Raw genomic sequence first — 19,706 nt, 5'->3', positions numbered from 1 at the left:
CTTCCCGTCATTGACCATGGGTCATCATTCGCGGACGTTGGGCCTTTTGTATCCACTTCGCGATGCCACGCAAGCAAACTCGCCCAACTCCATTGACGTTTTGGAAACGCCGTTGCTCTCACAACACGCGCGCCTCGATCATGGTGAACCAATGGTTAATCCTCCCACGCAGAGCTACCCTCAGGTCAGCCCCGACAGGTCGTTCCAGAATGCAAACACCATCAACATCATGACAAGAGCCAGGCCAATCTTGAATCCCACCTCCTGAACATTCTCGCTCAGCGGCCGCCCGCGCACCGCTTCGAAGGCGTAGAACAGGAGATGGCCACCGTCGAGCATGGGAATCGGGAGTAGATTCAAAAGTCCGATCGAAACAGACAGAAGGGCCGCGAGATTGAGCAGCGCGCCCAGTCCGAAATTGGAAACCTCGCCAGAGACCTGCGCAATCCGGATGGGACCACCGATCTGATCGGCATTCTGGCGGCCCGTGATCACCTGACCGATAAAATGGACGGTTCGGGTGGTGACGAACCACGTTTGCTCCACGCCGTATCCAAGCGACTGGATCGGTCCGAGCTCTTCGGTTCGGAAGGCCGACTTCTCGCCGCTCGCGATCAGTCCGATGACCGGCACGTTATACGTTTTGCCGAATCCGTCGTCGCGCGCCTCGATCTTGGGAGTCACGTCGAGCTGCAGCGTGCGACCGCCACGATCGACCGTAACAATGAGCGGAGTTTCGCCATGCCCGCTCACATAGTTCTGCAGATCGGAAAAATACGTCACCGCCTCTCCGTCGACCGCCTCGATCCGGTCGCCCGGCTCGAACCCCGCGGCCGCCGCTGGCGAGCCCTCGACGACATCGGCGACGATCGGATCGGCGACGGTGCGGCCGTTGACGAAAGCGACACCCGCAAAGATCACGATGGCGAGGATGAAGTTCGCGATCGGCCCAGCTGCGACGGTTGCGGCGCGGCGCCCCACGGAAGCGGTCGGAAACGCTTCGCGGCGCTCTTCTTCCGTCATCGTCTGAACGGCTTCACGGTCGGGTGTGGACGCCGCACTCTCGTCTCCGAAGAACTTTACGTATCCGCCGAGGGGAATGGCCGAGAGCTTCCAGCGCGTGCCGCGCCTGTCGGTCACACCGACGATTTCCGGGCCGAAGCCGACGGAAAAGGCAAGCGACCTGATTCCGCACCAGCGTCCGACGAGATAATGGCCGAGTTCATGAAAGAAGACGATTGTCGTCAGGACGAAAAGAAACGGAACAATGTAAATGAGTCCGCCGCTCCAGAGCGCACCCAGACCAATCCCGTTTTCCATCGACGTTACCTCATGATCGCGTATGAGCCGAGACTTGAGGGATAAACGCGCAAGAGCGTCACATCCTGTCGGCGAAGGTTTAAAGCCCGAAACTGGCCAGCATCATGACCATGCCCGTCAGGTCTCGACGCATCCAGACGAAAGACGGGGAATACCAGCCAGAAGCGCCCGCACCCCGCATCTGGCCCTTGCCTATATCATCGCGGCGTAAAATTCGATTGCGCCAATGAGCCGTTTTCTAAAGATACTGGAGGCTCTTCAAAATCGTTACCGGCTGAAAAGGCCGAGCGCGGGCTCGAAAAAGTGGCCGTTCAGGGCACCGACGAGAAAAGCAGCGGATGCGGCGAAGATCAGTGCGTCGATTCGGTCCATGACGCCCCCGTGCCCCGGGATAATGCGACCTGCGTCCTTCACGCCGAACCGTCGCTTGATCCACGATTCGAAGAGATCGCCGCACTGGCCGAGAACCGAAAGACCCGACGCGAGCGCCAGAAGGGCAAAATTCACCTGCGGCGCAAAGATGGCCAGATAGATGGCGGCGAAAATCACGCCTGCCGCCAGCCCGCCGAGCGCACCGGAAATCGTCTTGTTGGGCGAGACCGACCGCATCAGCTTCGGTCCACCAATGCTACGGCCCGTGAAATAGGCGAAGATGTCCGTCGCCCAGACGACAACCGCGACGAAGCCGAGCGCGATAAGCCCGGTCAGATCATCGGATCGCAGAAAGCCGAGGGGCAGCGAGGCGAGCGCAGCATAGAGAAGGCCGCCGAGCGTCCACATCGCGCGTCGCTCAAAGCGATCGACAAAGGCGATGAAGGCCATGCCGGCGGCGAGAACCGCAATCGCAAATCCGTTGAGCCCGAAGAGAAACAGAAGCAGCGTGAGATAGAGGCAGCGCTTCGCGAACGGATGGATCGGTCCGGCCCGCCGCGACGACCGGGTCATGCGCGACCACTCGTCGAAGACGATGACGCCGATGACGGCACACAGGATCCGGAACGGGAAGCCGCCGAAAATGGTCAGAACGACGACAAGAATGATCAGAAGAATCGCTGACAGGACACGCGATTTGAGATCGCCCCAGGTCTTGATCGCCTTGAGGCGGTTGAGCAGCTCGGCCATCCAGTATCAATTAGGATGCGATTTCGCGGGACAATCCCCCGAACCGCCTGTCGCGCGAGGCATATTCGCCGATTGCCGCTTCGAGAGCCTCCTTGCCGAATTCCGGCCAGTTCATCGGCATGAAGACGAATTCGGAATAAGCGGCCTGCCAGAGCAGGAAGTTCGAGAGTCGGATTTCGCCGCTGGTGCGGATGATCAGATCGGGATCGGGAATGCCGGCGGTATCGAGATGAGCGGTAACAGCCCGGTCATCGATTGCATTCGCGTCGAGCTCGCCGGCGGCGACCTTGCATGCGATCGCCTTCATCGCCCGGGCAATCTCATCGCGAGCCCCGTAGTTGAAGGCGACGATGAGCGTCTGACGGTCATTGTGCTGAGTCAGATTTTCGGCCTCCTCGAGCAAAGACCGTATATCCGGCTGAAGATTGTCACGCGCCCCGACGATCCGGACACGGACACCCTCCTTGTGGAGATCGGCGAGATCCCGACGGATGAACATCTTCAAGAGCCCGAGAAGCTCGTCGACCTCTTCCGGGGGACGACTCCAGTTCTCGGAGGAGAAAGCGAACAGGGTGAGGTAATCGACACCCAGTTCGCCTGCCGCTCTCACGGTTGCCCGCACAGCCTCCACCCCACGGCGGTGGCCGACGCTGCGCGGCAGCCCCCGCGCCCGCGCCCAGCGTCCATTGCCGTCCATGATGATGGCGATGTGTCGTGGATGTCGCACGGGGCTCGATCCTTCCCGGTTTCGCTCAGGCCGTCTGCGGTCTCTTAAGGACCTGCTAGACCTGCATGATCTCTTGTTCCTTCGTGGCGAGTGTCTTGTCGATCTCGCTCACGGCGTCGTCTGTCATCTTCTGGACCTGCTCGGACATCTGCCGATTATCGTCCTGGCCGATGTCGCCGTCCTTCTCCATCTTCTTCAGGCTGTCCATGCCGTCACGCCTGACGTGGCGGACCGCAACCTTGGCCTGCTCGGCATATTGCTGGGCAACCTTCACCAGTTCCTTGCGCCGCTGCTCGTTGAGCTCAGGCAGCGGAATACGCAGGGTCGTTCCGTCGGTCACCGGATTGAGACCGAGATTGCTCTCGCGAATAGCCCGCTCGACTTTACCAACCATTTGCTTGTCCCAAACCGTCACGCTGACGAGGCGTGGCTCCGGAACAGAGATATTGGCGACCTGATTGATCGGCATCTGCGAACCGTAGGCTTCGACCATGACGGGATCGAGCAGGTTCGGCGAGGCACGACCGGTGCGAAGTCCGGCCAGATCGCTCTTGAAAGACTGAATCGCGCCATCCATGCGTCGTTTCAGATCGTCGAAGTCAAAATCGGCCATCGCGCCGCTCCCATGTCCATTCTCGTTCGAAGGTTGCTGCCGCCCTGTCAGTCGCTGACGATGGTGGAGCGCCCTCCCCCTGACAAAATCTTCGCCAGCTCGCCCTTCTCGTGGATCGAGAAGACGACGATCGGTATCTTGTTTTCGCGCGTCAGCGCCACTGCAGCGACATCCATGACGGCAAGCCCCTGCTGAAGGACGTCGTCATGGGTCAGATGCTCGTAGCGCTCGGCATCGGGCACCTTCTTCGGATCGGCGGAATAGATGCCGTCGACCTGTGTCGCCTTGAACAAGGCGGCGGCACCCATTTCAGCAGCACGCAAGGCACCCGCCGAATCAGTGGTAAAGAAGGGATTGCCCGTCCCGCCCGCGAAGATGACCACGCGGCCCGCAGCCTGGTGGGCCAGGGCCTTCAGCTGCGAGAAGCTCTCGCAGATCTCTGGCATCGCGATCGCCGACAGAACCACCGCATCGACACCCAGCTTCACCAGCGATGTTCTCAGAGCGAGCGCGTTGATCACCGTCGCCAGCATACCCATGTGGTCGCCGGTGACGCGGTCGCCGCCCTTCGATGCCACGGCGACGCCGCGGAAGATGTTTCCCCCACCGATGACGATCGAGATGTCGACGCCGAGCTCGCGCGCTTCGCGGATGTCGGCTGCTATGCGATCGGCGACGGAAACGTCGATGCCGAATCCCTGGTCGCCCATCAATGCTTCGCCGGATACTTTCAGGAGAATCCGTCGATATCTGATGCTTGACGCCATATTCAAACTCGCTCGCGCTGGCTCTGGGGGTCCGCTGCCGGAATTGTCACCGGAAGGGAACTCCGTACCCTATGACGGGAGGCCGCAGTGATTTCGTGTGCCGCACGGCGACACCGCACGAAACGGCCCTTGCGATACAGGAAGGGCGCCCGCTTGTGAAGCGGACGCCCTTCAGGAATTCATCGATTTTCCGACCGCCTCAGTGGCCGGCGGCAGCCGCCACTTCGGCGGCGAAGTCACTTTCTTCGCGCTCGACACCTTCACCAAGGGCAAAGCGCACATAGCCGGTGATCTTCGCGGTACCGCCAGCGTCCTTGGCGGCTTCCTCGAGCGCCTTCTCGACCGTGAGGTCGGGATTGATGACGAAGTTCTGCTTCAGGAGGGCAACCTCCTCGTAGAACTTGCGCATCCGGCCTTCGACCATCTTCTCGATGATGTTCTCGGGCTTGCCGGACTGGCGCGCCTGGTCGGAGAAGATCGCCTTCTCACGCTCGGCGGTTTCGGCGTCGACCTGATCCGGTGAAAGCGCCAGCGGGTTGGTCGCAGCAACATGCATCGCAACCTGACGACCGAAGGCCGCCATCTTTTCCTTGTCGCCATCGGTCTCGATCGCGACCAGCACGCCCAGCTTGCCGACACCGTCAGCGACCTGGTTGTGGATGTAGGTCGCAACCGCACCGTCGACGGCGGTCAGCTGGGCCGAACGACGGAGCTGCATGTTCTCGCCGATGGTGCCGATCAGATCCTTGATCGTGTCGCCGACCGACTTGTCTCCATCCGGGTAACCGGCATTCGAAACGGCTTCGACCGTGCCGTCGGTCGAAAGGGCGACCGCGGCAACGTTACGGACGAGCGTCTGAAACGCATCGTTGCGCGCAACGAAGTCGGTCTCGGAATTCACTTCGACGACAACGGCGGTGCCGTCCTTCGAGGCGACGCCGATCAGGCCTTCAGCGGCGGTGCGGGAAGACTTCTTGTCAGCCTTCGCAATGCCCTTCGCGCGCAGCCAGTCGATCGCGGCCTCCATATCGCCGTTCGTCTCGTTCAGCGCGGTCTTGCAGTCCATCATGCCTGCGCCGGTCTTCTCGCGCAGCTCTTTCACCATGGAAGCGGTAATGGCCATCTCGTTGTCCTTCACGTCGATAAGAATGGCGCACCGCGTTTAGTGGAAACGGGTGCGCCGAAAGATAAAGTCGCAGCGGGCAGTTCCTCGTCACCGAGGCCACCCGCCACGCCTGAAAGCGTACGCCTCGAAGGCGTCGGGCTTATTACGGCGCCGGAGTGGCGGCCGTCTGGGCGGCCTGGCCGACCGGCTGGTTCTCGGCGGCAGCTTCGCCCGGCTGTTCGGCCGAAACGTCGGCTTCGGTCTTGACCTCTTCAAGAACCTCGACCGGCGCGTCTTCCATCTCGCCGATATCCATGCCCGTGTCGCCCTGCTGGCGAGCGATACCGTCAACGGCGGCGCGCGCGATCAGGTCGCAGTAAAGCGCAATCGCACGGGAGGCATCGTCATTGCCCGGGATCGGGTAGTCGACGCGCGCGGGATCACAGTTCGAATCGACGACGGCGACCACAGGAATACCGAGGCGGCGCGCTTCGTCGATCGCGATCGACTCCTTGTTGGTGTCGATGATGAACATCATGTCCGGCACACCGCCCATATCGCGGATGCCGCCGAGCGCGGTTTCGAGCTTGTCGCGCTCGCGGGTCAGCGTCAGACGCTCCTTCTTCGTGAAGCCCTGGGCTTCACCGGCCAGAAGTTCGTCGAGCGTGCGAAGGCGCTTGATCGAATGGGAGATCGTCTTCCAGTTCGTCATCATGCCGCCGAGCCAGCGGGCGTTCACGTAGTACTGGGCCGAGCGCTGGGCCGCGTCCGCGATGATGTCGGAGGCCTGGCGCTTGGTGCCGACGAACAGAACGCGTCCACCGCGCGCAACCGTGTCGGACACGGCCTGCAGGGCGCGGTGCAGAAGTGGAACCGTCTGCGCGAGATCAAGGATGTGAATGTTGTTACGGGCGCCGAAGATATACGGTGCCATTTTCGGGTTCCAGCGATGTGTCTGGTGACCGAAGTGAACGCCGGCTTCGAGAAGCTGACGCATGGAATATTCTGGAAGTGCCATTTATCCTGCCTTTTCCGGTTTGACCTGGCACGGGAGAAGCGAGAAATCGCCACCGGTGGAATTCAACGGCCCTTTCTGGAGCACGCGAAAATCCGTTCCCGTGTGTGGAATGAGCGCGCCGGTAACCCATCCTGGCCGAGAAGGCAAGACGCGAAGCTACCGAAACACGATCCTCATATGATCTGTGCTCGCCTAGTTTTCAACCGGCTTGTCGGAGCAGTCGGCCGACTGGAGCGGCGTGAATTCACTGATCGACCCGCTCAGGCTGTAGCCGTCGAAGTTCATCGTAAGGGCGTCCGAGACGCCGTTCTCGTAGAGCGTATAGCTGGTTGAGAAGTCCGGTTCAGAATCGGCATCGCCCGTTTTGTCGTAATAGGCTTCGCTGATGCGCCACTTCTTCAGGCCGCCCAGGATTTCGCTGCCCGGCTTGTCTTCCGTGCCACCTTCCCCGGCGGCTTCTTCGCCAGCGCCCTCCTGACGATCGGGCATATCCGAGATGATCGATGTCGACCGGGTCTGCTTCTCGGCCTCGGGATCGCCGTCGAAGATCTGCGCCTCGTAGATGAATTCGCCGTTCTTCGCCGCCTCGATGAGATTGCGCGTGTGCGAGATCGGGAAGGATGCGGCACCGATCTCCACGGTCTTGTCAGAGGGCTGGTCGTAGCGGACCTCGGTCTTGCCGTCGCCCGTTACCGCCTTGCCGATGGAAGCCTGATCCTTGAGGCCATCCACCGTCGAGACGTTGGAGAATTCCAGCGTCTTGCCGTCGATCGCCTCGTCGAGTTCGATCTGCTGATCGACGACGATCAGTTCCTGATTGCCGAGAAACCGGGCGACGAACCGATATTCGAGCTCATAGGCATCGCAGCTGTCATGCTTGACCTCGACCACGATGCGACCGTCGATCGAGTCGAAATCCGAGCTCGACTGTCCGCTCGAGGCGAGATCGTAGACCGCCCTGTGCGGGAAAAGCTCCATGGCCGAAACGGAGACCGGCAAGGCACAAAGCGCCGCTGCTGCCGCGAGGGCTGTCGAAGACGGTCGCAACTTCAGTCTCGTCATTCGTCTGGGCTCTTTCGTGTCTCGCGCCATTCGGCTAGGCCATCGGGACTTTCGCAGATCGCCCGAAGGCTCCATTCATACAGTCCCAGCCTTCGGGACAACAGATGGATGCTTCAGGAATGTCCCACAATATCGAAACGCGGTTGACGCAAGCCGGTATCACCCTTCCGCAGGCGGCCGCACCGGCTGCGAACTACGTGCCCTTCGTGACCTTCGGGTCTCTGCTGCAGACCTCGGGCCAGCTCCCGCTCGAAGGCGGCTCGCTCCCGATGCTCGGCAAGCTCGGGGCCCAGATCTCGCTCGAAGACGGCCAGAAGGCCGCCAAGCTCTGCGCGATCAACATCCTGGCACAGGCGAAAGCCGCCATAGACGGCGATTGGGACCGGATCGGCCGCCTCCTGAAGCTCACCGTTTTCGTCGCGAGCGACCCGGCCTTCACCGAGCAGCACAAGGTCGCGAATGGTGCATCCGATTTCATGGTCGAGATTCTCGGCGATATCGGGCGTCATTCCCGTTCGGCGGTCGGAGTCCCCTGCCTTCCTCTGGATGCCCCGGTCGAAATCGAAGCCCTGTTCGAACTGAAATGAGCAGCACCGAAACGGGGGCGCCTGGGTGGTTGACGGCGCGCCCCTTTGCCCATCGCGCTCTTCATGACGGCAATCGCGCCATCCCGGAAAATTCCTGCGCGGCGGCCAATCGCGCGATCGCCGAAGGATACGGCATCGAATGCGATCTCCAGCTATCGCGTGACGGCATACCGCTGGTTTTCCACGACGACGACCTGACACGGCTGACCGGTCACGACAGCTTGGTCAGCTCTATGGACGCCGCCGACCTTGCGCAGTTCAATCTCTGTGAGACCGCTGAGAGGATTCCGACCTTCGACGGGTTTCTGGGGCTAGTAGCGGGCCGCGTGCCGCTGCTTATCGAGCTGAAGAGCAATGCGGCGACCGACAGCGAGCTCTTCGTTGCGGCGGTCGCGAAATGTCTCGCTGCCTATGACGGCTCTGCCGCGCTCATGAGCTTCGACCCCTTGCTGGTCGAAACATGCCGCCGGATGATTGGCGATCGGCCCGTCGGGCTCACTGCCGAGGGCAATGACGTTAAGGCGATTCATGAACACGAAGAGGTCGCGAAGAACGGCGTCGACTTCGTATCCTATGACCACCAGCACCTGCCCAACGGCTTCACCGATGGGCTGCGCAAGCGCGGTATACCGGTTCTTTGCTGGACGATCCGCTCCGATGATGAGGCTCGCAGCGCCCTTGCCCATTGCGACCAGATCACCTTCGAGACCTATCTGCCCGCTTCCGAAAATCCCGGATAAGTGAGGCCGAGGCCATTTGAAGCGGTTGCCGCGCCGCGGCCCTCCGCATATCTCATTTCTCATGACCGAAGCCGCACGCCAAGACGCCGTCTCCTTGAGCCTTCGGGTCGTGGACGACATCCACGCGATCGATGAGGCTGTCTGGAACAGGCTGGCGGAAAACGACGCCAGCCTAGCCGACGAAGCACGCGGTCCGTCCAATCCGTTTCTCTCCCACGGCTTTCTTTCTGCACTCGAAGATTCCGGCTGCGTGGGCGAGCGGACCGGCTGGTTCCAGCAACATCTGATCCTGGAGGACGATGCCGGCACCATTCGCGGTATCGCGCCCGCCTATGCCAAGACCCACAGTCAGGGCGAATACGTCTTCGACTACGGTTGGGCGGATGCCTTCCAGCGGGCGGGCGGGCGATACTATCCCAAGCTCCAGTTGTCGGTGCCCTTCACGCCCGCCGGCGGACCACGGCTTCTCGTCGGCCATGGCGAGAACGCGAACATCTTTCGCGCCGGTCTGATCCAGGGCATCGAAGCTTATTGCGACCAGACCAACGTCTCCTCTGCCCACGCGACGTTTCTGCGCGAGGAAGACCGCGCGATCATGGAAAATGCCGACTGGCTGCACCGAACCGACCAGCAGTTTCACTTCTACAATCGCGGCTTTTCCGCCTATCAGGACTTCCTCGACACCCTCTCCTCGCGCAAGCGCAAGGATCTTCGCAAGGAGCGTTCAAAGGCCGTCGAAAACGGCATCGAGATCGTCTGGTTGACCGGGTCCGATCTCACTGAGGAGGCCTGGGACGCCTTCTACGAGTTCTATATGGATACCGGGGCCCGCAAATGGGGCCGCCCCTATCTCAACCGCCATTTCTTTTCGCTCGTCACCGAGCGGATGGCGGACAGGACGCTCCTGATCATGGCGAAGCGCGAAGGCCGATATATCGCCGGCGCCTTGAATTTCATCGGTGCCGACCGGCTCTATGGTCGCAATTGGGGCTGTATCGAAGACCACCCCTTCCTCCATTTCGAGGTCTGCTACCATCAGGCAATCGATTTCGCGATTGAGCATGGTCTCACCGTCGTCGAAGCCGGGGCTCAGGGGCAGCACAAACTCGCCCGCGGCTACGAGCCGGTGACGACCCACTCGGCCCATTTCATCCGCCACTCCGGCCTGCGCGCCGCCATCGCCGATTATCTGGAAGCCGAGCGCGCCGAGGTCGAACATATGAACGAGCTTCTGGGAGGGCACACGCCGTTCAAAAAGGGCAAGAGGGAAGAGTAGATAAGCTCGTCCGGGGCGTTTGTTTCGCCGCGAATCGATTGTGAAGCGCTTCACCATCCGCTGAGCCGAAGCCCGTTCGATCGCTTGCCGATGTCACGTGCCAGAGTGGCTCCCGCGCCTTGCGAGCCTTGATGACTGCCCCCGGATAAATCGAATTCAGTAACAGCGAGTTGACTGCCTGTCGGCCCGACCGCTCGAACAGGCTTTTCGGGTCTTCAGAGGCGTCTCCAGATATGTTCGCAATGCTGACCTCAGCCCTGACCGCCGTGATGACCGCCCTCGGTCTTCCGGGCATCGTGCTGCTCATGGCCCTGGAATCGGCCTGCCTGCCCATCCCGTCCGAGATCGTGATGCCGTTCGCCGGATATCTCGTCTTCAAAGGGACAATGAGCCTGTGGGCGGTCGCCTTCGCCGGAACCATCGGTTGCAATCTCGGCTCGTTCGTCGCGTATGAGGTCGGCGCTCGCGGCGGACGCCAGGTGATCGAACGCTGGACCCGTCACTCGATCTTCGGCGCCCACGAACTGAAATTGGCTGATCGCTTCTTCGCGCGCTACGGCTCACGTGCCGTCTTCTTCAGTCGCATGCTTCCGATCGTGCGCACCTTCGTCGCCCTCCCCGCCGGTATGACCGGCATGAACCGCGTGAAGTTCCATCTCTACACCTTCGCCGGGTCATTCCCGTGGTGCCTCGGTCTTGCCTGGATCGGAATGACGCTTGGCGAGCATTGGAACGACAGCCCGGCCCTCTCGACCGCGTTCCATATCGCGGACGCCGTGATGGTGGCGGCAATCCTCGCCGCAATTGTCTGGTATGTCCGCCAGCGATATCGGGCAAAGAAGGCTGATCGAGCATCCTGATTTCAGAGGAAAGACGGTTGATCGTCTGGACGGCCATGGAAACGCGGGCCGCCGCCGCTACACTGGGATTCGAAACAACAGACGTGAGACCATTCATGACCGCCTATGACGACAGCAACATCTTCGCCAAGATGATCCGGGGCGAGATCCCGGCGATCAAGGTCCATGAGGATGACAATACCATGGTCATCATGGATATCATGCCGGAATCGAAGGGCCATTGCCTCATCATCCCGAAGGCTCCGAGCCGCAACATGCTCGATGCGTCGGACGATGTTCTGTCAAAGACCATTCCTGTCGTCGCGAAGATCGCGCGCGCGGCGAAAAAGGCGTTCAGCGCCGACGGCGTGCAGCTCGTCCAGTTCAACGAAGCGGAGGCCGGACAGACGGTTTTCCATCTGCACTTCCATGTGATCCCGGTCTATAACGGCGTCGAACGCAAGAAGCATGCGGCCGGCGAGGTCGATCAGGAAACGCTGAAAGCGCATGGCGAGGCGATCAAGGCCGCGCTCGAATAGAGCTCAACCAATCGCGACCCATCCAAGGATCACCAGTTCTGCCGCGAGAATCGCCGGCCAGAGCCGGTTGCTCCCCGCAAGATAGACTGCGAAGGCCGTTGCCAATGCCCCGGCGCGGATCGCCAGGGGAATATCGGCCAGCGAGCCCGACGGATAGAAGACCAGCTGTCCAATGACGGCCGAAACCAGCGCCGTCGCGACGGTCCGCGAGATCGAAGCGACGGGCGAGGTTTCATCGAGCTTACCGGACGACAGAACCCCTAGAAAACGCCAGACATAAGTCGGCAGTGCTCCCGCCAGCACGATGAAGGCGAAGGGCCACCAGTCAGCGGCGATGCCGTAATAGCTCCAGTCGCCGCTCATCGAAGACGACGCCCCTCGATCGTCCGGCCGATGACATAGGCGGCCGCCCCACCCCCGATGCCCGCAAACAGGATTTCGAAGCCCGGTGTCAGCACGTGGCCGAGCGGCAATACCGCCATCCCGGCGAACAGCGCGATCCGGCCCGAGGCCTCACGGGCCGAGCCATAGAGCGAGCAGAGAAAATAGGTGGGCGTCAGGAAGGCGAGCGCTCCGGTCGCCGGCGCCGGCAGTTCATCCATCACGTTAAAGACGACCGCGACCAGAACGGTATTGATCGTCGTCAGGGGGACAGCAAATCCGGCAAAGAAAAGGGTGCGGTACGGGCGCGGCACGTCCTTCAGTTTTTCCATCGCGAAGACCCAGCCGGTCACCGCAACGAAATGCGACAGGAAAAGCAGCGTGCGCGTGCGCGTCTTCGGCCCCTTCATTTCAGGGGACCAAGCGACGACCATCGGCATCAGACGCACCGAGGACAGCCCGACCGCGAAGGCCGCGGCAAGAAGCGATGTGCCGGCCGTGCTCGCACCGAGGATGATAATCTGCGCCGGCAAGGCCCAGATCGTCGCGGTCATGAACGCCGATTGAAGCCAGGTGATACCGGCCTCCCGGCAGAGCCCGGCAAAGCCGAGAAAGGCCGCAAACAGAATGAAGGCCGGCGGGGTCAGCAATCCTTTCGCACCCTGACGAAACCAGTAAAGACCGCCCTCGCCCCCAGCCGGGTCGCTCTCAACCGCCGTCATTCCATCGTCTTTTCCGCAGTCCGATTGGCGCATTTGGTCGTCCGAATTCATGGCGCGATGGACCTTCATCGAAACCACTCATGAAAAAGGGGCCGCCTTTCGGCAGCCCCTCGATCGATTGCCTGTGACGATGCGCCGGTCAGGATGACTTCGGCGGAACCTTCGGCAGGCCGCTGCTGCCGCCACTGCGCGCGGAGGCGGAAGCGTCTGGCTCCTCGGCCTCGGAGGCGGCAGTTTCGCCGTCGCCCTCGTCGAGATCGTCGTCCTCTTCGTCGAAATCCTCGACCTCCGAACCATCCGCCGCGACAAGATCACGCTTGCGCTTGGACGTCTTCGGCTTCGGACGCGTCTCGTCGGGGATCGATTCGAGCGCGATCGATTTCGCACCGTTCTCGTCCTCGGTGATCGAGACCTTCACCGTACCGCCATGCTTGAGCTTACCGAAGAGCACTTCATCCGCCAGCGGCTTCTTGATGTGCTCCTGGATCACCCGGCCAAGCGGACGCGCACCCATCTGCTCGTCGTAACCCTTCTCGGCGAGCCATGAAATGGCGTCCGGGGTCAGTTCGAAGATCACGTTCCGCTCGGAAAGCTGTGCTTCGAGCTGCATGACGAACTTCTCGACGACCTGATGGATGACAGGCGTCGGAAGCGCACCGAACGGGATGATGGCGTCGAGCCGGTTGCGGAACTCCGGCGTGAACATCCGATTGATCGCTTCCTCGTCGGCGCCGGTGCGCTTGGAGGACCCGAACCCGATCGCCGACTTCTGCATTTCGGCAGCACCGGCATTCGTCGTCATGATCAGGATCACGTTCCGGAAGTCGATCTGCTTTCCATTGTGGTCCGTCAGCTTCCCATGGTCCATCACCTGGAGGAGAATGTTGAAAAGGTCCGGATGGGCCTTTTCGATCTCGTCCAGAAGCAGCACACAGTGGGGATGCTGGTCGACGCCATCGGTCAAGAGACCGCCCTGATCGAAACCGACATAGCCAGGAGGCGCGCCGATAAGCCGCGAGACCGTATGCCGCTCCATGTATTCCGACATGTCGAAGCGAATCATCTCGACGCCCAGGGTGGACGCAAGCTGCTTGGCCACTTCGGTCTTGCCGACGCCGGTCGGGCCGGAGAACAGGTAGGAACCGATCGGCTTGTCCGGCTCGCGCAGGCCCGCACGGGCGAGCTTGATCGCGGAGGCAAGCGCCCCGATCGCCTGATCCTGACCGTACACGACCCGCTTCAGCTGCGTATCAAGATTGGCGAGCACTTCCTCGTCGTCCTTCGACACCGACTTCGGCGGAATGCGCGCCATGGTCGCGACGGTCGCTTCGATCTCCTTCACGCCGATCGACTTCTTCCGCTTGGATTGGGTCAACAGCATCTGCGAGGCGCCGGTCTCGTCGATCACGTCGATCGCCTTGTCCGGCAGCTTGCGGTCGTTGATGTAGCGCGAGGACAGCTCGACCGCCGACTTGATGGCGTCATTGGTGAACTTCACCTTGTGGAAGTCCTCGAAATAAGGCTTCAGGCCCGTGAGGATCGAGATCGCGTCCTCCACGGAAGGCTCGTTCACGTCGATCTTCTGGAACCGCCGAACCAGCGCCCGGTCCTTCTCGAAGAACTGGCGATACTCCTTGTAGGTCGTCGAGCCGATACAGCGGATCGCACCGGAGGAGAGTGCCGGCTTCAAGAGGTTCGAGGCATCCATCGCCCCGCCCGACGTCGCACCAGCACCGATCACCGTATGGATCTCGTCGATGAAGAGGACGGCACCCGGAAAATCCTCGAGCTCCTTCACGACCTGCTTCAGCCGCTCCTCGAAGTCGCCGCGATAGCGCGTGCCCGCGAGCAGCGTGCCCATGTCGAGTGAGAAGATGGTCGCGTCCTGAAGCACTTCGGGCACGTCGCCGTCGATGATCCGCTTGGCGAGACCTTCCGCGATCGCCGTCTTGCCGACACCCGGATCACCCACATAAAGCGGATTGTTCTTCGAGCGGCGGCACAGGACCTGGATCGTGCGGTTGATCTCGTCGGCCCGCCCGATGAGCGGGTCGATCTTCCCGCGGCGCGCCTTCTCGTTCAGGTTCACGCAGTAGGCAGTCAGGGCGTCCTGGCCCTTGCGCTTGCCCTCTTCCTCCGGACCAACGGTCTGCTGATCCTCTTCTGCTCCGCGAACGGGACGGCTCTCGGAACCGCCGGGCCGCTTGGCGATCCCATGCGAAATGAAATTCACCGCATCGTAGCGGGTCATCTCCTGTTCCTGCAGGAAGTAGGCCGCATGGCTTTCCCGTTCGGCGAAGATCGCGACGAGCACGTTCGCGCCCGTCACCTCCTCGCGCCCCGAGGACTGGACATGGATCACCGCGCGCTGAATCACGCGATGGAAGCCAGCCGTCGGCTTGGACTCCTCGCCATGCCCCGTCACGAGGTTGGAGAGTTCGTTATCGATATAACCGAGCAGATTGCTCTTCAAAGCGGTCAGATCGACGTTGCACCCGCGCATGACGGCCGCCGCGTCGCTATCCTCGACCAGCGCGAGCAGCAAATGTTCGAGAGTGGCAAATTCCTGATGGCGTTCGTTCGCAAGCGTCAACGCTTGATGAAGCGACTTCTCAAGGCTTTCAGAAAATGTCGGCAAGCTTCACCTCAATTCTTTTCCATCACGCATTGCAGCGGATGTTGATGCTGACGAGCGAAATCCATCACCTGGGTCACCTTGGTCTCCGCGACCTCGTAGGTGAAGATACCGCATTCCCCGACCCCGTGCCGATGCACATGCAACATGATCTGCGTTGCTGCCTCGCGGTCCTTCTGGAAAAACCGCTCCAGAACATGGATCACGAACTCCATCGGAGTGTAATCGTCGTTCAGAAGAAGGACTCTGTAAAGACTCGGCTTCTGTAATTTCGGTTTTGCGCGCGTGATCACCGACGTACCGGGACCGCGCGTGTCCTCGTCATCGTCGTCCTTCATGACGACGGCGAAAGGAAGCGCCGAATTCGGAGCGAGTGCAATGGGTTTGTACGATTTCCTCATCGGCTCGTATGTATGCATTGGATAGCTCGTTTGAAGTCTGCCCCGGTGCATGGCTCATTCCCTTGCAGCACGACATAATGGCGGGTGGAACGCAAGTACGAAGCCCGGCGAGCCGGCGCCCGTCCCGCCGATATTGCAGGCATAGCGCGGAACGCAAGGCATGGAGCCTCAGCCGACGGGGATGCCTTATCCGCCAACGACGCGAGCCGGGCCGATCGTTCGCGCGCTGGTTTGCCGCAATGATCGCCAAATTTCTCTATTATAGAGCCGCACAACGAAAAAAGCCCGGCGCGAGCGCCGGGCTTTGGTAATTAGCCGCAGCTGCGAGGATCGCAGCGAGCCGGTATCAGTTGGTCTTGGCGGTGGCGGCTGCCTTTTCGGCGGTCGCTTCGGCTTTCTTCACCGTCTTCTCGGCAACGTCCTTGCTGGTCGCAACCGCATTGCTCGTCGTCGCCTCGAGCGGCTTGTAGGCTTCCTTGGCGGTATCCGAATAGATCTCACCCAACTTCGTGGCCTGAGCGACAAAATCCTGATAGGCGGTTTTTGCGTATTCGGTCTGGATCTCGATCGTCTTGTCGAGCGTCTTCGCCTGCATCAGCTCTTCGAAGAACGAAGCCTGCTGCTCATAGGAGCGCTTCGTGAAATCGGTGGTTTCAGCAGCCATCTGCTGGAAACCCTTGGTGACAGCGGCAAAGGACTTCAGCGAGTTGTCCATTGCTTCTTTGGTCATCTTGGTGGCATCATCATACATATTCATAGCGAGAAGCCCTTTCTCTCTGGTGACAATGGGCGTCGCCCATTCATTTGATTGATCGGGCAGTAGAGGCGAAATCTGTACTCGCATGCCCCTGCTGCCTGTCTGATGTCTAATCTATGTTGCACCGCACAAAAAATCAAGAGTCTCGGCTCTCGTCGGGGAAATTTTCATCGAGAACACGGCAAACCGGTTCGGCATAGCGACCCTCGCAATGTTCATGATGTTGGGAAGGCTTCGGCAACCATAAACGGATTGGTAAGCTCGAAATTCTAACATCGGGGACAACAGCGGGCCGTCCCGTCGTGCCAAAATGTCGAGCATTTTCATGTGGCACGCCGGAACCGCCCCAATCACTGAGACCAAAGGTTTCCCGCGTGAGATTAATTCCGAGTATGCGTAGCGTCTGGAGCAGGGCCAGGTTGATGGGTGTTGCAGCAGTTGGAGCTGTCGCCGTTCTTGCGATGCCGATCGAGGCCCATGCCAATTCCAGATATGCCGGCTTTGTGATCGATGCGAACAACGGTCAGGTTCTCTACGAGGACCAGGCGGACGAATATCGCTATCCGGCGTCGCTGACGAAGATGATGACGCTCTATCTCACCTTCGACGCGCTTTCCAAGAAGCGGATCTCGCTGCACGACAAGATGCCTGTCTCGCGCTATGCGGCAGGCCGTCCGCCAACGAAGATCGGCGTTCCCGCCGGCGGCACTCTCGAGGTCGAGGAAGCCATCTACTCGCTGGTGACGAAATCCGCGAACGATGCCTCGGTCACGCTCGCTGAATTTCTCGCAGGGTCTGAAAAGGACTTTGCGGAGATGATGACCCGCACGGCACACAAGCTGGGCATGACGAGAACCACCTATCGCAATGCCAACGGGCTTCCCGACAGCGGGCAGCGCACGACCGCGCGCGATCAGGCCAAACTCGGCCTCGCGCTGCGGGAGCACTTCCCTCAGTATTACAAATATTTTTCGACGCGCTCCTATAACTTCCGTGGGCGTCGTCTCGGCAATCACAACCGTGTCCTCGGCCGCATGGATGGCGTCGACGGCATCAAGACGGGCTACATCAATGCCTCGGGCTTCAACCTCGTCACCTCCATCAAGCGCGAGGGCAAGAGCCTCGTCGCCGTCGTCATGGGGGGACGATCGGGTCGATCGCGCGACAATCACATGGTCGACCTCCTCCAGCGGACCCTGCCGAAGGCAAGCCGCCGGGACGAGGGTGCGCTGATTGCGGCGCGTCCGAACACCGAGGCAGGCCGCTTCGCGGTCGCGGTCGGCGACCTGCCGCAGACCGGCCCGCTGCCCGACATGCGTCCGGGCCGCGTTCTCTCGGCAGACCAGCGGATCGCCGCCGCCTATGAGATTTCGGGTGGCGATCTGCCCCAGCCGAGCTCGCGCCCCGTTCGCGGTCGCCAGGCGCTTGCCAATGCGCTCGTCGGCGAAAGCTCGAGCCAGAAACTGATGATCCCGGCCGCCAGCGCGGCGAACGCACTCGCGGCACCGATCCCGAGCAACCGGAACATCGATCCGACCTATACCGGCTCGATCGGTTCGCGGGCAGTCGCTCAGAGTGCCCGGTCCTCGGCCTGGGTGGTTCAGATCGCAGCCTCGCCAGACGTCGAAACAGCCAACAAGCTTCTCGGAGATGCCCAGCGCAAGGTCGGCTCGCCACTCGCCTCTGCCCAGCCGTTCACCGAGCCGGTGAGCATGGGCTCGCAGACGCTGCACCGCGCCCGCTTCGCCGGCTTCGAGACCAAGGATGCCGCGTGGGATGCCTGCGCCGCACTGAAACGCGCAGACTTCGCCTGTTACGCAGTCGCTCGCTGAGGCCCTGCACCGATCAATGCGAAAGCGTCGGACCGACGGCCCCACGCTTTCATTCCCAACCGCCCCGGTTCCTGTTTACGGAAGGGATACCTCTTATGTCGCTCGATCAAACCAGTGCCGTCGCCGGCCATTCCCGTTCCGGCAACATTCAGCCGATCACCGAAGTTCGCGACATGCGGTCGCTTCGCTCGCGGCTCAACCCGAAGGACCTCGTCGATCTGCTTCTGTCCCATGGAGCGCGTGCATGGCGTGCGTCGCAGCCCGTCTCGCGCTCGCGCGTCAAGGTTACCGGTATCCACGGACGGGCCGCGGTGCGCATCTCGTTCGGCCGGACGGTCTGACAGAGTTTTCTGATCGAAGATGCTTCGGCTCATGGCCGAAGATTTGAGCGGGCGCTTTTCGGAAGCGCCCGTTCTCATTTTGGAGCTGCCGTAGTGCGGAGCTCCTCTGAGGCTCCGGCTCTGGTCAGATGCACGACGCTTACAGGATGCCGAGATCGCTCAGCTCATCGCGCATCTCGGACGGCAATCCGTCCTCTTCGCCACTGAAGGCAAGGTCCGGCGGCGCCTCTTCGCTCTTCAGATAGCGCCAGCCCTGAAACGGGCGCTTGGGATGCCGCTCGGTCCTGACCAGAACGGGATCGAGAATGAAGCGGCATCGGCCGACACCGGCATCATCGGTAAACGGCTCGATATCGAGAAGGACTTGCCGCGCGAGGATCTGTCCCTTGATCACCCAGTAGATCGAGCCTCCGTCGAGGAGCTCGCTCTTGCGTTTGGGGACCATGCGCGTCTGGTGCCAAGTATAGTCCGTCCCGGCGCCCTGCATGCGCTGCGCGACAAAGTCTTCAAGACCTTCGACGGTTTCAGACCCGACACTCAGCTTGAGAAGATTGAGTGCCATTGAAAAACCCACAGCCTTTCGGTGCGGGTCCCTGAATTCCGTCGAGATGAAGTCGTGTCGTTTGATTTGGAGCGGCTCGCGGCTTTCGCAGCCAGAGGGTATGCGCTCCCGGTCTTTCGCTTAGCCAGCGGCTACAGCCACGGCGACGGGCTCACCGCCAGCAAACAGAAAACCGAATGCAAGAAACGCTGCGAATACAGCGACCGTCCAAACGGTCACACCCCAGCGCGAGGTATTGACGCTATCGTCCATGAGTCGAAAAACCCTAGAAAATGTAACCCCTGACCAGTGCGCGACGTTTCCCCTCGCCGGCCTGGAAGACCGTTAATTAGACGTTAATCCGAGGGCCTGCAAGAGCTT

At 61.1% G+C, this 19,706-nt stretch carries 21 protein-coding genes; 7 read left to right on the top strand and 14 right to left on the bottom strand.

Going from position 1 to position 19,706, the window contains the following annotated elements; all coding sequences use genetic code 11:
- Positions 1 to 180: 180 nt before the first annotated feature.
- The 8 genes from rseP to ABDX79_RS00665 form a co-directional block, all read right to left on the bottom strand.
- Positions 181 to 1,320, bottom strand: coding sequence for an RIP metalloprotease RseP (rseP, locus tag ABDX79_RS00700; RefSeq protein ID WP_346218339.1), 1,140 nt, complete (start codon positions 1,318 to 1,320; stop codon positions 181 to 183).
- Positions 1,321 to 1,587: 267 nt separating this feature from the next.
- Positions 1,588 to 2,442 carry a phosphatidate cytidylyltransferase gene (locus ABDX79_RS00695; protein WP_346218338.1) on the bottom strand — a complete coding sequence of 285 codons (855 nt, stop codon included), beginning with the start codon at positions 2,440 to 2,442 and terminating at the stop codon, positions 1,588 to 1,590.
- Between the two features lie 10 nt (positions 2,443 to 2,452).
- Positions 2,453 to 3,139 carry an isoprenyl transferase gene (locus ABDX79_RS00690; protein WP_463671101.1) on the bottom strand — a complete coding sequence of 229 codons (687 nt, stop codon included), beginning with the start codon at positions 3,137 to 3,139 and terminating at the stop codon, positions 2,453 to 2,455.
- An 85-nt stretch (positions 3,140 to 3,224) separates the two neighbouring features.
- Complete coding sequence (gene frr, locus ABDX79_RS00685; protein ID WP_346218337.1) at positions 3,225 to 3,782, bottom strand: ribosome recycling factor; 558 nt, start codon at positions 3,780 to 3,782, stop codon at positions 3,225 to 3,227.
- Positions 3,783 to 3,829: 47 nt separating this feature from the next.
- Entirely contained in the window at positions 3,830 to 4,549 is a 720-nt protein-coding gene (gene pyrH, locus ABDX79_RS00680) for a UMP kinase (protein ID WP_346218336.1), read from the bottom strand.
- Positions 4,550 to 4,748: 199 nt separating this feature from the next.
- The gene (gene tsf / locus ABDX79_RS00675) at positions 4,749 to 5,672 is read right to left on the bottom strand and encodes a translation elongation factor Ts (RefSeq protein WP_346218335.1); all 924 of its coding nucleotides are present in this window, start codon (positions 5,670 to 5,672) and stop codon (positions 4,749 to 4,751) included.
- Between the two features lie 145 nt (positions 5,673 to 5,817).
- Positions 5,818 to 6,672, bottom strand: coding sequence for a 30S ribosomal protein S2 (gene rpsB / locus ABDX79_RS00670; protein WP_346218334.1), 855 nt, complete (start codon positions 6,670 to 6,672; stop codon positions 5,818 to 5,820).
- Between the two features lie 192 nt (positions 6,673 to 6,864).
- Positions 6,865 to 7,734, bottom strand: coding sequence for an EipB family protein (locus ABDX79_RS00665; protein WP_346218333.1), 870 nt, complete (start codon positions 7,732 to 7,734; stop codon positions 6,865 to 6,867).
- Between the two features lie 119 nt (positions 7,735 to 7,853).
- Between ABDX79_RS00665 and ABDX79_RS00660 the strand changes: the two genes are divergently transcribed.
- The 5 genes from ABDX79_RS00660 (at position 7,854) to ABDX79_RS00640 (ending at position 11,715) form a co-directional block, all read left to right on the top strand.
- On the top strand, positions 7,854 to 8,321 hold the full coding sequence (locus tag ABDX79_RS00660; RefSeq protein WP_346218332.1) for a RidA family protein: 468 nt from the start codon (positions 7,854 to 7,856) through the stop codon (positions 8,319 to 8,321).
- A complete protein-coding gene (locus ABDX79_RS00655) occupies positions 8,318 to 9,061 on the top strand; it encodes a glycerophosphodiester phosphodiesterase family protein (RefSeq protein WP_346218331.1) in 744 nt (247 codons plus the stop codon). Before ABDX79_RS00660 ends, ABDX79_RS00655 begins: the two co-directional genes overlap by 4 nt.
- Before the next feature lie 61 nt (positions 9,062 to 9,122).
- A complete protein-coding gene (locus tag ABDX79_RS00650; protein ID WP_346218330.1) occupies positions 9,123 to 10,337 on the top strand; it encodes a GNAT family N-acetyltransferase in 1,215 nt (404 codons plus the stop codon).
- Between the two features lie 242 nt (positions 10,338 to 10,579).
- Complete coding sequence (locus tag ABDX79_RS00645; protein ID WP_346218329.1) at positions 10,580 to 11,197, top strand: DedA family protein; 618 nt, start codon at positions 10,580 to 10,582, stop codon at positions 11,195 to 11,197.
- 95 nt (positions 11,198 to 11,292) lie between these two features.
- On the top strand, positions 11,293 to 11,715 hold the full coding sequence (locus tag ABDX79_RS00640; RefSeq protein ID WP_346218328.1) for an HIT family protein: 423 nt from the start codon (positions 11,293 to 11,295) through the stop codon (positions 11,713 to 11,715).
- A 3-nt stretch (positions 11,716 to 11,718) separates the two neighbouring features.
- On the opposite strand, the gene ABDX79_RS00635 is transcribed toward ABDX79_RS00640, so the two are convergent.
- The 5 genes from ABDX79_RS00635 to ABDX79_RS00615 all read right to left on the bottom strand — a co-directional run bounded on the left by ABDX79_RS00635 (position 11,719) and on the right by ABDX79_RS00615 (position 16,584).
- The gene (locus ABDX79_RS00635; RefSeq protein ID WP_346218327.1) at positions 11,719 to 12,078 is read right to left on the bottom strand and encodes an AzlD domain-containing protein; all 360 of its coding nucleotides are present in this window, start codon (positions 12,076 to 12,078) and stop codon (positions 11,719 to 11,721) included.
- Entirely contained in the window at positions 12,075 to 12,818 is a 744-nt protein-coding gene (locus ABDX79_RS00630; protein WP_346218326.1) for an AzlC family ABC transporter permease, read from the bottom strand. Before ABDX79_RS00630 ends, ABDX79_RS00635 begins: the two co-directional genes overlap by 4 nt.
- Before the next feature lie 139 nt (positions 12,819 to 12,957).
- Positions 12,958 to 15,456, bottom strand: coding sequence for an ATP-dependent Clp protease ATP-binding subunit ClpA (gene clpA / locus ABDX79_RS00625; protein WP_346218325.1), 2,499 nt, complete (start codon positions 15,454 to 15,456; stop codon positions 12,958 to 12,960).
- A gap of 8 nt (positions 15,457 to 15,464) precedes the next feature.
- Positions 15,465 to 15,791: an ATP-dependent Clp protease adapter ClpS gene (gene clpS / locus ABDX79_RS00620; protein ID WP_346218869.1), complete on the bottom strand. Its 327-nt coding sequence runs from the start codon at positions 15,789 to 15,791 to the stop codon at positions 15,465 to 15,467.
- Between the two features lie 409 nt (positions 15,792 to 16,200).
- Positions 16,201 to 16,584 carry a phasin family protein gene (locus ABDX79_RS00615; RefSeq protein ID WP_346218324.1) on the bottom strand — a complete coding sequence of 128 codons (384 nt, stop codon included), beginning with the start codon at positions 16,582 to 16,584 and terminating at the stop codon, positions 16,201 to 16,203.
- Positions 16,585 to 17,033: 449 nt separating this feature from the next.
- On the opposite strand from ABDX79_RS00615, the gene ABDX79_RS00610 reads away from it, so the two are divergent.
- The gene (locus ABDX79_RS00610; protein ID WP_346218323.1) at positions 17,034 to 18,443 is read left to right on the top strand and encodes a D-alanyl-D-alanine carboxypeptidase; all 1,410 of its coding nucleotides are present in this window, start codon (positions 17,034 to 17,036) and stop codon (positions 18,441 to 18,443) included.
- A 95-nt stretch (positions 18,444 to 18,538) separates the two neighbouring features.
- Positions 18,539 to 18,784, top strand: a complete 246-nt coding sequence (locus ABDX79_RS00605; RefSeq protein WP_346218322.1) for a hypothetical protein — start codon at positions 18,539 to 18,541, stop codon at positions 18,782 to 18,784.
- 139 nt (positions 18,785 to 18,923) lie between these two features.
- Here ABDX79_RS00605 and ABDX79_RS00600 read toward each other — a convergent pair whose 3' ends face one another.
- Positions 18,924 to 19,346, bottom strand: a complete 423-nt coding sequence (locus ABDX79_RS00600) for a DUF1489 family protein (protein WP_346218321.1) — start codon at positions 19,344 to 19,346, stop codon at positions 18,924 to 18,926.
- Positions 19,347 to 19,706: the final 360 nt, after the last annotated feature.

The organism is Fulvimarina fulva (genome assembly GCF_039652615.1).
GTDB lineage: Bacteria > Pseudomonadota > Alphaproteobacteria > Rhizobiales > Rhizobiaceae > Fulvimarina.
The sequence above is the reverse complement of the archived record's forward strand: the minus strand, read 5'-3'. Positions and strand labels throughout refer to the sequence as shown.